Raw genomic sequence first — 14,190 nt, 5'->3', positions numbered from 1 at the left:
GGTGCTCGCGCTCGACGATCAGACGCTGATCCTGATCGCGATCAATGCCACGGTCACGCTGTTCGGGCTCGCGCTGATCTATCGTCCGCTGGTTCTGGAATGCGTCGATCCGCTCTATCTGAGATCGGTCAGCAAGGCCGGAGGGCCGGCGCACCTGATCTTCCTTGCCTTGCTCGTGATCAATCTCGTGTCCGGCTTCCATGCGCTCGGGACGTTGCTCGCTGTCGGCATCATGATGGTCCCGGCGGCGATCGGGCGGTTCTGGGCGCGTGACGTCACGCCGATGATCGTGGTCGCGGTGCTGGCGGGAATGGCGTCCGGCTATCTCGGATTGCTGCTGTCGTTCCATACGGCAGCGCCGGCCGGGCCGGCGGTCATCCTCGTGGCCGCGATCCTGTACGCCGTCTCGCTGCTGTTCGGCAGCGTCGGCGGCCTCGTTCGGAAGTTGTTTCCCGGACGTCACCTCGAAGCCTGATGTCACGGAGGTCGTCATGCTGACCAGACGCGTTCTCATCGCAGCGGCCCTGGTCGCGATCGCCTCGGCCGCGCAGGCTCAGGACAAGATGCCGGTGGTCGCGACCTTCTCGATCCTCGGTGATATCGCGAGCAATGTCGGCGGTGATCGCGTGGCGGTCAGGAATCTGGTCGGGCCGAACAGCGATGCGCATGTCTATTCGCCGTCGCCCGCCGACGCGAAGACGCTCAGCGATGCAAAGGTCATCGTGACCAACGGGCTCGGCTTCGAAGGCTGGCTCGCGCGGCTGATCAAGTCCTCGAATACCAGGGCGACGACTATCGTGGCGAGCAAGGGCATCAAGCCGCGCAAGCTCGCGGGTGCCCATTCCCACGACCACGGCCACGGACAGTCCGATGGCGATCCGCATGCCTGGCAATCCGTCGCCAATGTGAAGACCTACGTCGCCAACATCCGGGACGGGCTGATCGCGGCGGACCCGGCGGGCAAGGCGACATTCGAGGCGAATGCCGCCGCCTATTTCGAAAAGCTCGATGCGCTGGACCGCGATGTGAAGGAAACGATTTCCAGGATTCCGCCGGAACGCAGAAAGATCATCACGACCCACGATGCCTTCGGCTATTTCAGGGATGCCTACGGCGTCGAATTCATCGCACCTCAGGGTGTATCGACCGATTCGGAGGCCTCGGCGCGGGACGTGGCGCGCATCATTACGCAGATCAGGAAGCAGAAAATTCCTGCGGTGTTCCTTGAAAATATCAGCGATGCGCGGCTTTTGTCCCGGATCGCGGACGAAACCGGGGCGAAGGTGGGCGGAACGCTCTATTCGGACGCTCTGACCGACGAAAAAGGCCCGGCCCCCACTTACATCGACCTCATCCGGCACAATATAAGGACGCTCAGCGCGGCGCTGCAGTCCTAGCCGCTGCGCTCCGCCCGCCCGGGCGGCCCGGAAACTCGGCTGGAGCGTTCATGTCCGACAAGATCCCCGTCACGGTGCTGACCGGCTATCTCGGCGCCGGCAAGACCACGTTGCTCAACCGCATTCTCTCGGAGCCGCACGGCAAGAAATACGCCGTGATCGTCAATGAGTTCGGCGAGATCGGCATTGACAACGATCTGATCGTGAATGCCGACGAGGAAGTGTTCGAGATGAACAACGGGTGCATCTGCTGCACCGTGCGAGGCGATCTGATCCGGATCATCGAAGGCCTGATGCGCCGCAAGGGCAAGTTCGACGCCATCATCGTTGAGACCACGGGGCTCGCCGATCCCGCCCCCGTGGCGCAGACCTTCTTCGTCGACGAGGAGGTCGGCAAGAAGACCCGGCTCGATGCGGTGGTCACGGTCGCTGACGCGAAGTGGCTCAAGGATCGCCTGAAAGACGCGCCCGAGGCCAAGAACCAGATCGCCTTCGCCGACGTGATCCTCCTCAACAAGACCGATCTTGTAGAGGAGCCCGACCTGCAGGAGGTCGAGGCGCGCATCCGCGGCATCAATCCATACGCGAAGCTGCATCGAACACAGCGCTCGCAGATCGCGCTCGACGAGGTCCTCGATCGCAAGGCTTTCGATCTCGACCGCATCCTCGATATCGAGCCGGATTTCCTGCATGGCGACGATCATGCTCATGACCACGATCACCACCGTGATCATGGCCATCACCACGACCACGATCATCATCACGACCATGGTCATCACCACCACGGCATGAAGCATTATCACGACGAGGAGATGCAATCCCTCTCGCTGAAGACCGAGAAGCCGCTCGATCCGGACAAATTCTTCCCGTGGATCCAGAAGCTGGTCGCCGAGGACGGTCCGGCGATCCTGCGCTCCAAGGGCATCCTCTCGTTCAAGGATGATCCGGATCGCTTCGTCTTCCAGGGCGTGCACATGATCCTTGACGGCGATCACCAGCGGCCGTGGAAAGCGGACGAAAAGCGCGAGAGCCGGATCGTGTTCATCGGCAAGCATCTCCCTGAAGACAAGATCCGCACCGGCTTTGCGGATTGCGTTGCCTGACATTGCAAGTCGTCCGATGTCTGACGTGCGCCCAAACACCCCGTCGGTTGCCGACCGTACGCAACCGGTTGCGACCGGCGGCTCCGCGATCGCCGCTCATTTCCTTGGCGATACTGCCGCCTTCGTCCTGTCGGAAGAAGCGGCGATGCTGGTCAAGGCCGATGGCACGAGCCAGCGCGTGCCTTTGCACGATGGAGGCATTCTTTCGTCGACCAGCGACGGCGCGCGCATCGTGACCGGCGGTGACGATGGCAAGGTGGCGGAAGTTGACCGCGACGGCACCCTTCGCACGGTTGTCGCCGATCCGAAAAAACGGTGGATCGATCAGGTCGCGCTCGGGCCAGACGGCGCGGTGGCATGGTCGACCGGCAAGACTGTCCAGACCATCAACCGGAAGGGCGAGGTGAGGTCGCTCGATCTTCCCTCGACCGCGGGCGGCCTTGCGTTCTTGCCGAAGGGCTTTCGTCTCGCGATCGCTCATTACAATGGCGCCTCGCTCTGGTTTCCGAATGCGCAGGCAAAGCCCGAGTCTCTCGAATGGAAAGGCTCGCATCTCGGCGTCACGGTCAGCCCTGACGGCCGTTTCCTCGTCACCACGATGCAGGAGCCGATGCTGCATGGCTGGCGGCTGGTCGACAGCAAGCACATGCGGATGTCGGGCTACGCGACGCGTGTGCGATCGATGAGCTGGACTGCGGACGGCGCGTTCCTCGCCACCGGCGGTTCGGACCAGCTGATCCTCTGGCCGTTCTCGAGCAAGGACGGGCCCATGGGAAAGCAGCCCACCATTCTTGCGCCCCATGCAAAAAGGCTTGCGGTCGTCGCCTGCCACCCGAAACAGCCGGTGGTGGCCGCCGGATATGAGGACGGGCTCGTCTTGCTGGTGCGGCTCGACGATGGCGCGGAGGTGCTTGTCCATTCGTCAGATCTGGATACCCCGGTCACGGCTTTGGCCTGGAGCGCGGACGGGTTGCGGCTCGCGTTCGCCTGCGAGGATCGCACCGCGGGTGTGGTGGACTTGGCTTGAAGCGGCGCTAGACTTGGCCCGACGCAAATGTCGGAGGGCGCTTGCCATGATTCGGCGAGTTCAGATTTTTCTGTTCGCTTTCGCGATCCTGGGTGGGCTGACGCTCCCGGTCCTGGCCTTGCCGAAGACGGTCATCATTCTTCGGCACGGGGAAAAGGAAAACGATTTCGCGCTCTGCAAGATCGGTGTCGATCGTTCGCTGGCATTGGCTGCGCAGTATCTCGGGCAGGGCGCCAGGCAATCGTTGTTCGCCTCGGGCGACAAGCCTGCGGCGATCCTCGCCATCACCCTGCATACGCTTGAACTCGCGTCGCCCGCCGCGGCGACCTGGGAGATGCCGGTCACGACATTCTCGGCGGTCCCACTGCCGGGCGTTGACCCCATTCCGCAGCTCAACCTGCGGACCCAGCAGGCAGTCGGCGCGATGATGGACGATCCGCGCTATGACGGCAAGACCGTCGTGATGGTGTGGGAGCATCATCACATCGCCGACAAGGCGATGGAACTTAAATTTCCGGACCAGAAGGTGACGCTGCGCCAGCTCTTCAATCTCGACAAGCTGCCGGATGTGCCCGACACGTGGCCCGGTCAGACCTACGACTATTTCTGGATCGTCGAATTCGGGACTGGCGGTTCGCGGGTGCCGACGGGTTTCAGGATGGTGCGGCAGCAATTTGCGGCGCCGTTCGACAAGGTTCCGACGAACGAATGGGGCAAGCGCACCAAGCTGCCGATGGGCAGCAAGTGTTTGCCGTAGGTCGCTCTTGCGATGCTGGATGGTTCAGCGGCTGACCGGCTCTGGCGGCTGTCACGCGTGCGGACCTGACACTGGCTTCGTGACATTCAGTATCCCGAACAGACGCAATTCCGGCATCCATCATTGCCGCTTTTCGGCGCTCTGCAAAACAATCATGGCCGGGCAATGCCCGGCCATGATGATCTCGTTCTGATGTTCTCTCGAGCAGCTCAGCGCACCAGCACGTTCTTGAACTGCCAGGGATCGCTCTCGTCAATGTCCTCCGGAAACAGTCCGGGCCGGCCCTCGAGTGGCGTCCAGTCGGTATAATAGCCCTTCACCGGGCCGAGATACGGCATCTGGATTTCGAGGCAGCGCTTGAAGTCCATCTCGTCGGCTTCGACGATGCCTTCGTTCGGATTCTCCAGCGCCCAGACCATGCCGGCAAGGATCGCCGACGTCACCTGCAGGCCCGTCGCGTTCTGATAGGGCGCAAGTTCGCGCGTCTCTTCCAGCGAAAGCTGCGAGCCGTACCAATAGGCGTTCTTCTTGTGGCCGTAGAGCAGCACGCCAAGTTCGTCGATACCGTCCGTCAGTTCATCCTCGTCGAGCACATGCAGCTTGTCCTGAGTCTTGCCTCCGCTGCCGAACAACTCGTGCCACGACAGCACCGCGTCGTCGGCCGGATGATAGGCGTAGTGGCAGGTCGGCCGGTACACGGGCTTGCCGTCTTCGAACACCGTGAAATAGTCGGAGATCGAAATCGACTCGTTGTGCGTGACGAGGAACCCGTATTGCGGCCCCGGCGTCGGACACCAGGTGCGAACGCGCGTATCGGCGCCCGGCCGCATCAGGTAGATCGCGGGCGCGTTCGGATCGGGATGCTGCCGCGCGAAGTCAGGCATCCATTTCTCGTGCGTGCCCCAGCCGAGTTCGGACGGCTGCAGGCCTTCCGAAATGAATCCTTCGACCGACCACGTGTTGAGAAACACGTTGCGCGGCTTCGGCGATTTGGTCCGCTGCGTGTCGCGCTCGGCGATGTGAATGCCCTTGACGCCGGCATGGCGCAGCAGGCTGGCCCATTCCTCCCGCGTTGTCGGATCGGGAACGTTGAGGTTGAGGTCGCGCGCCAGATTGAGCGCGGCCTGCTTGACGAAGAATGACACCATGCCGGGATTGGCCCCGCAGGTGGACACAGCCGTCGGACCACCCGGGTTCTTCCGCTTTGCGGCAAGTGTCAGCTCGCGCAGCGCGTAGTTCGAGCGCTCGGCCGGGCCTTTGGTCTTGTCGAAATAGAAGCCGAGCCACGGCTCGTTGACGGTGTCGATATAGAGCGCGCCCAGCGAACGGCACAGCTCCATGATGTCTACCGAACCCGTGTCGACCGAGAGATTGACGCAGAAGCCCTGGCCGCCGCCATTGGTGAGCAGCGGCGTCAGCATCTCTTTGTAATTATCGCGCGTCACGTGCTTCTGGATGAAGGGGATGCCGCGCTCGTCGGCGATCCACTTGTTGAGCGGATCGGGATCGATGATCACCATGCGCGACTTGTCGTATTCGAAATGCCGTTCGATCAGCGGCAGGGTACCGCGCCCGATCGAGCCAAAGCCGATGATAACGATGGGACCATCGATCTTCCCGTATACGGGCCAGTCGGTCATCTCGCGTCACTCCAGTTAGTAAGATAAGCAGAAAGGGAATGGGCGGGTATCGCGGCCTCTGCGATACCCGCCCAGGCTTGGCTGCGCAAACCTAAGCTGCGCGCGGTGTCGGGCTCTTGACTGCCCCGTTGGATGCCGCTGCGACCAGCGCGCCCAGTTCGGGCTTCGGTGCGAGACGGCCGGTCGCGCCGATCATGCCGCGGGCTCCATCGAGCGCGCCGGCACGGAGTTCGAGCGCAAGCAACCGGTCCTGCTGATAGGGACCGGGCATCCACAGAAGGCCGGTCTTCTCAGCCGAGAAGCCGAACCGGCCGTAATACGGCGCGTCGCCGACGAGCAGGATAGATCCGTGCCCGCGCATGCGCGCCGCCGCGATCGCGTGCTTCATCAGCTTGCCGCCAATGCCCTTGCATTGGTGTTCGGGCGAGACCGCAAGCGGGCCGAGCAACAGCGCCGGGCGGCTGGGGCCGGCCGACACGTCCCACAGGCGCACCGAGCCAACGACGCGGCCCTTCTCGGTCGCGACGAAGGACAGGCCGGTCGACGGCAGACGGTCCTCGCGCAGGCGCTGCGAGGTCTTGGTGAAGCGCACATCGCCATAGGCGCGGTCAAGCAATGCTTCGCGTGCGTCGTGGTCGGCGTGGCGTTCCTGGCGAATGGCAATCATGGCCATCTCCTTCCGTGCCCCGCCTTTGCGCGGGACGGCTTCAGTCCTGGGAGTGAAGGGAAGGGAGGTCGGCTTCTCAGCCGGCCTCCGGCGTTGTCAGATGTGGTCCGGTCGCAGAGCGATCAGATGTGGCCCGATCGCGGAGCGATCAGATGTGGATCGTCTTCAGCGGCGGGAAGCCGTTGAAGGCCACCGAGGAGTAGGTCGACGTGTAGGCGCCGGTGCCTTCGATCAGCAGCTTGTCGCCGATCTCGATCGAGACCGGCAGCAGATAGGGCTGCTTCTCGTACAGCACGTCCGCCGAGTCGCAGGTCGGGCCTGCGAGTATGCACGGCGCCATCTCGCCACCGTCACGCGGCGTCCTGATCGGATACCGGATCGCCTCGTCCATCGTCTCGGCCAGACCGCCGAACTTGCCGATGTCGAGATAGACCCAGCGCACCTCGTCCTCCTCGCTCTTCTTCGAAACGAGGACGACTTCGGTCTCGATCACGCCGGCATTGCCGACCATGCCGCGGCCCGGCTCGATGATCGTTTCCGGAATGCGGTTGCCGAAATGCTTACGCAGCGCCTTGAAGATCGCCGAGCCGTAGGCCCGCACGGTCGGGACGTTCTTCAGGTACTTGGTCGGGAACCCGCCGCCGAGATTGACCATCGACAGGTTGATCCCGCGCTCGCCGCATTCCCTGAACACGGCAGCCGACTGCGCCAGCGCACGATCCCACATGCTGGTTGCGCTGCTGCGAACCGACATGGAAGGAGATGCCGTAGGCGTTCAGGCCAAGCCGGTGCGCGTGCTCAAGCACGTCCGCGGCCATCGACGGCTCGCAGCCGAACTTGCGCGAGAGCGGCCATTCGGCGCCGGCGCCGTCGCACAGGATGCGGCAGAACACCTTCGAGCCGGGCGCCGCACGGGCGATCTTCTCGACCTCGGCCTTGCAGTCGACCGCGAACAGGCGGACGCCGATCTCATAGGCGCGCGCGATATCGCGCTCCTTCTTGATGGTGTTGCCATAGGAGATGCGGTCGGGCGTTGCGCCTGCGGCGAGCACCATTTCGATCTCGGCGACCGAAGCGGTGTCGAAGCAGGAGCCCATCGAGGCCAGCAGCGACAGCACTTCCGGCGCCGGGTTCGCCTTCACGGCATAGAACACGCGGCTGTCCGGCAGCGCCTTCGCAAAGGCGTTGTAGTTGTCGCGAACGACGTCGAGATCGACGACCAGCACAGGTCCGTCGTCACGGCGGTTGCGAAGAAATTCGCGGATGCGGTCGGTCATTGTCTTCCCCAAAACAGCGCTGCGGGCGCAGCCAGAGGCCCTGGCGACACCCTAGGGATGCGTCTGATGACGAACCCACGCTGCCGTGCGATGGAGGACACGACGAGCGGTGTTCGACACCGGACAGTGCTGCCGTGGATTGGATGGGGGAGGCCCCGTCCGCACACCTGGCAATGAAGGACAAGCCCTTTCGGAACCAGACCGGCTTATGGACAGCCGGCAGTAGCCAAAAAAGCCCGCTCCGTCGTTGCTTTAAGTCGCGTCCTCAGCGGAGAACTGAGTTCGCCGGTTTCGCCTCCGGCTGCCGGTCAGAGTTCTTGGAGAGACTCTCCTTCGAGAGCTTTGTCTCCCCAGGCGGCTGGCGGGCCTCTTGTCCCGCTACCTACCGACCGACACGCGACCACAGGCACGTGCGAAATTGGGCAAACGCGGAAATAATCCATTCACGCTGCATGTCAAGCAATACGTGTGCGGCACCGCGAGAAAACTGCGGAGATTACGAGAGTGTTAACATCTCGTCCGCGCACGAAGCGGCGTTGCATGTCGCGAGCGCGATGAGGCGCGGTGCTGCGCGCTAGACGCCGCCGTACTTGTCCTGAATCTTTGCCCAGCTGGGTTCCTCGATGACATCGAGATAGTCGCGGAACTCCATCGCCGCATCGCGACGGGCAAACGCGCCCGAGGTGATGTCCACGATCGCCTTCTGCATCGCGTTGGCCGCGTGCAGGATCAGCGTGATCCCGTAGGGAATCACCGTGAAGCCAAGCTCGGCGAATTCAGCTGGCGAGAGGAGCGGCGTCTTGCCGCCTTCGAGCGGGTTGGCGACCAGCGGCACACCGGAAAAGGCGCGGCCGATTCGCGAAAGCTCATCGACCGATTCGGGCGCCTCGATGAACAGCCCTTCGGCGCCCGCGCGCAGATAGCGCTCGGCACGCCGCATGGCGTCGTCGAGGCCGTGCACGGCCCGCGCGTCGGTGCGCGCGAAGATGAAAGTGGCCGGATCGAGCCGTTCGGACACGGCGGCGCGAACTTTCGCCTCCATCACCTCGACTGGAACGACGTTCTTGCCGGCCATGTGGCCGCAGCGCTTCGGCCAGGTCTGGTCCTCGAGCATCATGGCGGCGACGCCCATGCGCTCATAGCCCTGCACGGTGTGGACCACGTTCTTCACGTCGCCATAGCCGTCGTCGCAATCGACGAAGGCGGGCAAGTCGCAGGCGTTTACGATGTCGCGGACGGCCGCCGCAATGTCGGCATAGGCGCGAAGCCCGACATCCGGGACGCCGTAGCGGGCGCCGACGATCGAGAAGCCGCCGATGAACAGGCTTTTCGCGCCGGCTTGCGCGATCAGGCGCGCGCCGAGCGCGTCATACGCGCCGACCAGCACCAGAGGTTTTTCGGATTTCAGGAGGTCGCGGAAAATCTGGCCCTTGGGCACGCGGCCAGTCATCGTTGTCATTTGCAGACAGCCGTCAGCGGCTGAAGGGCTCGACCTTCCGCGCGAACTGGATGAACTTGTACATGATCACCGCGCCGACCGCGAGGAAGGCCACGTCGATGATGCGAGCGGCGGTCTCACCCAGCCCGAACAGGTTCGCGATGGCCCAGCTTCCGGCGAACGCCGCGCCGAACACCTCGGCGCCGATCAGGATCGCTGCGCTGACGACGGTCACGACGTTGATCCACACAATGCGGTTGCCGCCTGCGGGTGTCGTCGTCTTCGTGGTGGCTTGGGCGTTCATTCGGTCAGTCCGGGGTCAAGGCGGGGGCGGGCAATGTCGTCGAAACATAGCCGCCGATCAAGGCTGGAATTGAAGTGCCGATGCCCCCATGTCCGGGTCCGGCACCGCCTGTAGTCCCAAAAAATCGAGATATTTCAACGTATGACCGCAATGACCGCGACTATTCGTCCGTCCGATGATACCGCTAACCCGCTCCTTGCCCCCTGGATCGGGGCATTTGAAGTTCCCCGTTTCCAGGAAATAGATCCGTCGCATTTTGTTCCCGCCTTCGAGCGGGCGATGGCAGAGCACGATGCCGAGGTGGCCGCGATCGCGCGGAACGCCGCCCCGGCCACGTTCGAGAACACGATCGCGGCTCTGGAAAATTCGGGCCGTGCGCTCGCGCATGTGACCGACGTATTTTATGTGCTGGCCGGTGCTCACACCAACGAGGCGATCCAGGCGGTCGAGCGCGAGATGTCGCCGCGCCTGTCCGCGCATCACAGCGCGATCCAGCTCAACGGCGATCTGTTCCGCCGCATCGATCAGGTGATGCACGCGGCCGCTGCCGGCGGCCTGACGGACGAGCAGGCGCGGGTGCTTGAGCGCTACCACACCGATTTCCGCCGGGCCGGCGCGCATCTCGACGAGTCCGCGAAGCAGCGCCTTGCGCAGATCGGCCAGCGTCTTGCTTCTCTAGGTACAGCCTTCAGCCAGAATGTGCTGGCCGATGAGCGCGACACGTTCATCGAACTCGGCGAGGCGGATCTCGCCGGCCTGCCGGATTACGTCCGATCGGCCGCCCGCGAGGCCGCGGCTGCGCGCGGCCTTCCCGGCCGCTACGTGATCACGCTGTCGCGCTCGAGCGTCGAGCCGTTCCTGCAATATTCGTCGCGCCGTGACCTGCGCGAGAAGGCGTTCCGGGCCTGGATCGCCCGCGGCGATACCGGCGGCGCAACCGACAACAAGGCGATCATTGCCGAGATGGTGGCGCTGCGTGCCGAGCGCGCGCGGCTGCTCGGCTATCCGACCTACGCCGATTTCCGTCTGGACGACTCGATGGCGCGCACGCCGCAGGCCGTCCGAAATCTGTTGGGCGAGGTCTGGCCGCGTGCGCTCAAGCGTGCGCTTGCCGATCGCGATGCGCTTCAGGCGCTGGCCCAGGCGGAGGGCGGCAATTTCAAGATCGCGCCGTGGGACTGGCGCTACTACGCCGAGAAGCTGCGCAAGAAGCTGCATGACGTCGACGAAGCGGCGATCAAGCAATATCTGCAACTCGACAAGATCATCGAGGCGGCGTTCGACACCGCGACGCGCCTGTTCGGACTGAGGTTCAAGGAGGTGTCCGGCGTCCCGGTCTGGCATCCGGACGTCCGGACCTGGGACGTCACCGACGCAAGCGGCAAGCATGTCGCGCTGTTCTTCGGCGATTATTTCGCGCGTCCCTCCAAGCACAGCGGCGCGTGGATGACGTCGCTGCGCGATCAGGAAAAACTGGCCGGCGACGTTCGTCCGCTGATCATCAACGTGATGAATTTCAACAAGGGGTCCGACGGCAAGCCTGCGCTCCTGAGCTACGACGATGCGCGCACGCTGTTCCACGAGTTCGGCCACGCGTTGCACGGCATGCTGTCGGATGTGACTTATCCGCTCATTTCGGCCACCAATGTCGATACCGATTTCGTGGAGCTGCCGTCGCAGCTCTATGAACACTGGTTCGAGCGGCCGGAGGTGCTGCGCCGCTTCGCGGTTCACCACGAGACCGGCGAACCGATCCCGGAGGATCTGCTGCGCAAGGTGCTAAACGCACGCACCTTCAATCAGGGTTGCGCCACCGTGGAGTATGTGTCGTCCGCGCTCGTCGACCTCGAATTCCATTCGCTGCAATCGGCGGAAGCGCTGGATGTGGCCGGCTTCGAGCGTGACACGCTCAGAAAACTCGGCATGCCGGACGAGATCGTGATGCGACATCGTTCGCCGCATTTCCAGCATGTGTTCGCGGGGGCGAGCTATTCGTCAGCCTATTACAGCTACATGTGGTCGGAGGTGCTGGACGCGGATGCCTTCCGCGCGTTCGAGGAGGCAGGCGACATCTTCGATCCGGCCACTGCCGCGAAGCTGCGTGACAATGTGTATGCGGCCGGCGGCCGGCGCACTTCGGACCAGGCCTATATTGCGTTCCGCGGCCGGCTGCCGAGTGTGGATGCTCTTCTGGAGCGGCGCGGACTCGTGGACGCGGTGCCGGCGGGAGAAGCCTGACGTCTCGATTTTGAGCGGGAGTTAAGACAATGCATGTCACGCCCTATCTTTTCTTCGACGGCCGCTGCCAGGAAGCTCTCGACTTCTATAAGAAGGCAATCGGCATCGAGCCCGGCATGATGATGCGTTACGGAGAAAATCCCGACGCTTCGTCACAGGGCGCGAATGTCGCCAGGGACAAGATCATGCATGCCGAGTTCAAACTCGGCGACACCACGATCTTCTGCTCCGACGGCATGGCTCAGGGACAGCCGAAATTCGATGGCTTCGCGCTGGCGATCGCGGCCGAGAACACGCGCGATGCCGAATCGAAGTTCAAGGCGCTCGTCGACGGTGGCGAGGTGATTCAGCCGCTGATCGAAACCTTCTTCGCCCACAGCTTCGGCATGCTCAAGGACCGGTTTGGCGTCCACTGGATGCTGATCGTCGGCAAGCAGCCGCGTTAGCTGCTGCCGGTACAATCAACTCGGGCTCGGACAGGCGCGCCCGAGTTGCGATTGTCTTGCGTGTCTTCTAAGCCTGAGACGGCGGGAGCTGACGCACCCGCCACAGATCAGGCTTGGCGGACGTTCCATGGCAAATTCCTGCACCTCCGGTCATCGTCGCGGTGTCGCGGTGGCTCCCCATTTCGCCGCGGCTGAAGCCGGCAAGTCGATCCTCGCCGAGGGCGGCAACGCCCTGGAGGCGATGGTGGCGATGGCGGCCTCCATCGCCGCCGTCTATCCGCACATGACCCATATCGGCGGCGACGGCTTCTGGCTGGTTCGTGAGCCGAATGGACGCGTGCGTGCGCTGATGGCGCCCGGACCCGCGGGCGCCCGTGCAACGATCGCCAATTACCGCGAGCGCGGATACGACGCGATCCCGGCGCGGGGCCCGCTGGCCGCGCTGACCGTGCCGGGCGCAATCGGCGGCTGGATGCTGGCGCTCGATGCGGCGAAAGCGCTGGGCGGCAAGCTGCCGCTCGATCTCCTGCTTGAGCCCGCGATCAAGCAGGCGCGCGATGGTTATATTGTCAGCCGCAGCCAGCACGCGCTGACGCGAGACAAGCTGTCCGAAATGGATGAAGCGGCGGGCTTCGCGCAGACCTTCCTTGTTGACGGCAAGGTGCCGGCGGAAGGCGCCGTGATGAAGCAGACGGCGTTCGCAGCCACGCTCGATCATCTCGCCAATGCCGGGCTCGACGATTTCTATCGCGGCGATGTCGGGCGCGAGATGGCCGCCGATCTCGAACGGATCGGCTCGCCGGTGACGCGCGCCGATCTCGAAAAATATCGCGCCTATGTCACCGAGCCGCTGTCGGCCCAACTCAATGTCGGCACGCTCTACAATGCGCCGCCGCCGACGCAGGGGCTTGCCTCGCTGATCATCCTTGCGCTGTTCGAGCGGTTGCGCGTTTCGGAAGCCGAAGGCTTCGACTTCGTGCACGGTCTCGTGGAATCGACCAAGCGCGCGTTCCGCCTGCGCGACCGCGTCGTGACCGATCCGAACCGGATGAAGGAGCCGCTCGACCGATACCTGTCGGCGTCGTTCCTCGATGCGGAGCTTCTCAAGATCGATCGCAGTAAGGCGGCGCGCTGGCCGGCACCCTATGGCGAAGGCGATACGATCTGGATGGGCACGGCCGACGCTTCGGGACTCGTCGTCTCCTACATCCAGTCCATCTACTGGGAATTCGGATCGGGCTGCGTGCTGCCGCGGACCGGCGTGCTGATGCAGAATCGCGGTGCGAGCTTCTCGCTCGACAAGGGCGCGGTGAACCCGCTGGAGCCCGGCCGGCTGCCATTCCACACGCTCAATCCCGCGCTCGCCGTCCTGAAGGACGGGCGCATCATGTCCTACGGGACCATGGGCGGCGACGGCCAGCCGCAGACGCAGGGGATGATCTTCTCGCGGCACGTGCTGTTCCGTCAGCCGTTGCCCGAGGCAATCGACGCGCCGCGCTGGCTGCTTGGCCGGACCTGGGGCTCGACGCATACCAACCTGCGGATGGAATCCCGCTTCGACGGCAATTTGATCGACCGGCTGATGTCCGCGGGTCACGACGTCGCGGTCATTCCGGAGGCCTATTCGGACACGATGGGCCACGCCGGCGCGGTCGTCCTGCATTCGGACGGAACGATGGAGGGGGCGCACGACCCGCGCGCCGATCCAGGCGCATTCGGCGTGTGAGTAGCGGAGCGCGCACCTTCACCTCCCCCTGCAAGGGGGAGGTCGTCCGCCGGAGTGAAACGAAGGCGGGCGGGAGGAGGTCTACCTTTTTAAAGTCACCCCAACCCTCCCCCTTTCAGGGGGAAGGGGTGCACCGAGCAAGCGTCAGCGCGGCAACGCTACATCCCTCG

General features: G+C 63.9%; 12 protein-coding genes and 1 pseudogene. 8 read left to right on the top strand and 5 right to left on the bottom strand.

All coding sequences use genetic code 11. The features are described 5' to 3' along the window. The 5 genes from VNZ93_RS17315 to VNZ93_RS17295 form a co-directional block, all read left to right on the top strand. Nucleotides 1–475 (top strand): metal ABC transporter permease (locus VNZ93_RS17315; RefSeq protein WP_325707835.1); only part of this gene is annotated, 475 nt, incomplete at its 5' end. A gap of 16 nt (nt 476–491) precedes the next feature. Beyond that, nucleotides 492–1,397: a metal ABC transporter substrate-binding protein gene (locus VNZ93_RS17310; protein WP_325707832.1), complete on the top strand. Its 906-nt coding sequence runs from the start codon at nt 492–494 to the stop codon at nt 1,395–1,397. A gap of 50 nt (nt 1,398–1,447) precedes the next feature. After that, a complete protein-coding gene (locus VNZ93_RS17305) occupies nt 1,448–2,500 on the top strand; it encodes a GTP-binding protein (RefSeq protein ID WP_325707829.1) in 1,053 nt (350 codons plus the stop codon). A gap of 16 nt (nt 2,501–2,516) precedes the next feature. Next, complete coding sequence (locus VNZ93_RS17300; RefSeq protein ID WP_325707826.1) at nt 2,517–3,527, top strand: WD40 repeat domain-containing protein; 1,011 nt, start codon at nt 2,517–2,519, stop codon at nt 3,525–3,527. 46 nt (nt 3,528–3,573) lie between these two features. Beyond that, entirely contained in the window at nt 3,574–4,284 is a 711-nt protein-coding gene (locus VNZ93_RS17295; RefSeq protein WP_325707824.1) for a histidine phosphatase family protein, read from the top strand. 209 nt (nt 4,285–4,493) lie between these two features. Here VNZ93_RS17295 and VNZ93_RS17290 read toward each other — a convergent pair whose 3' ends face one another. The 5 genes and pseudogenes from VNZ93_RS17290 to VNZ93_RS17270 all read right to left on the bottom strand — a co-directional run bounded on the left by VNZ93_RS17290 (nt 4,494) and on the right by VNZ93_RS17270 (nt 9,610). Beyond that, entirely contained in the window at nt 4,494–5,924 is a 1,431-nt protein-coding gene (locus VNZ93_RS17290) for a homospermidine synthase (RefSeq protein WP_325707821.1), read from the bottom strand. Between the two features lie 91 nt (nt 5,925–6,015). Beyond that, on the bottom strand, nt 6,016–6,591 hold the full coding sequence (locus VNZ93_RS17285; protein WP_325707818.1) for an N-acetyltransferase: 576 nt from the start codon (nt 6,589–6,591) through the stop codon (nt 6,016–6,018). Between the two features lie 148 nt (nt 6,592–6,739). Beyond that, a pseudogene (locus tag VNZ93_RS17280) lies at nt 6,740–7,868 on the bottom strand (type III PLP-dependent enzyme). 574 nt (nt 7,869–8,442) lie between these two features. Then, nucleotides 8,443–9,327, bottom strand: coding sequence for an isocitrate lyase/PEP mutase family protein (locus VNZ93_RS17275; protein WP_325707815.1), 885 nt, complete (start codon nt 9,325–9,327; stop codon nt 8,443–8,445). 13 nt (nt 9,328–9,340) lie between these two features. Beyond that, nucleotides 9,341–9,610, bottom strand: a complete 270-nt coding sequence (locus VNZ93_RS17270) for a hypothetical protein (protein WP_325707812.1) — start codon at nt 9,608–9,610, stop codon at nt 9,341–9,343. A 150-nt stretch (nt 9,611–9,760) separates the two neighbouring features. On the opposite strand from VNZ93_RS17270, the gene VNZ93_RS17265 reads away from it, so the two are divergent. The 3 genes from VNZ93_RS17265 (at nt 9,761) to VNZ93_RS17255 (ending at nt 14,020) form a co-directional block, all read left to right on the top strand. Beyond that, nucleotides 9,761–11,848, top strand: a complete 2,088-nt coding sequence (locus VNZ93_RS17265; RefSeq protein ID WP_325707841.1) for a M3 family metallopeptidase — start codon at nt 9,761–9,763, stop codon at nt 11,846–11,848. Between the two features lie 29 nt (nt 11,849–11,877). Further along, a complete protein-coding gene (locus VNZ93_RS17260; protein ID WP_325707809.1) occupies nt 11,878–12,294 on the top strand; it encodes a VOC family protein in 417 nt (138 codons plus the stop codon). A 127-nt stretch (nt 12,295–12,421) separates the two neighbouring features. Beyond that, a complete protein-coding gene (locus VNZ93_RS17255; RefSeq protein WP_325707806.1) occupies nt 12,422–14,020 on the top strand; it encodes a gamma-glutamyltransferase family protein in 1,599 nt (532 codons plus the stop codon). Nucleotides 14,021–14,190: the final 170 nt, after the last annotated feature.

It is taken from the genome of Pseudorhodoplanes sp. (assembly GCF_035565795.1).
In the GTDB taxonomy this organism is placed as follows: domain Bacteria; phylum Pseudomonadota; class Alphaproteobacteria; order Rhizobiales; family Xanthobacteraceae; genus Pseudorhodoplanes.
The sequence above is the reverse complement of the archived record's forward strand: the minus strand, read 5'-3'. Positions and strand labels throughout refer to the sequence as shown.